This is a genomic window from Psychromonas arctica (assembly GCF_038155225.1).
GTDB lineage: Bacteria > Pseudomonadota > Gammaproteobacteria > Enterobacterales > Psychromonadaceae > Psychromonas > Psychromonas arctica_B.
This window is the reverse complement of the sequence record NZ_JBAKBA010000281.1, coordinates 1-221: the sequence shown is the minus strand read 5'-3', so window position 1 is coordinate 221 and position 221 is coordinate 1. Positions and strand designations below refer to the sequence as shown.

The window sequence follows — 221 nt, the reverse complement described above, 5'->3', positions numbered from 1 at the left end:
TAGAAGCAGTAGCTTCAACGATTGCATTTGATTTTTAAGATGATGTTGTTATTCGAATTCAATGAGCAACAACGGGAAGCCTCATTGAGATTCGCTCTCATTCTCGTATCGGGCGTAGCGATCGAGGTAAAAATGCACTACGTGTTCGTGAGTTTATAACACAATTTAAGCAATAAGTTATAAACGGATATATAGAATAAAATGGACTGATTATTTTACTT

At 35.3% G+C, this 221-nt stretch carries 1 protein-coding gene; it reads left to right on the top strand.

Annotation, left to right across the window (positions count from 1 at the left end; translation table 11 throughout):
• Window positions 1-83: 83 nt before the first annotated feature.
• Window positions 84-176, top strand: a complete 93-nt coding sequence (locus tag V6255_RS19420; protein WP_425355958.1) for a DUF1499 domain-containing protein — start codon at window positions 84-86, stop codon at window positions 174-176.
• The last annotated feature ends 45 nt before the right edge of the window (window positions 177-221 follow it).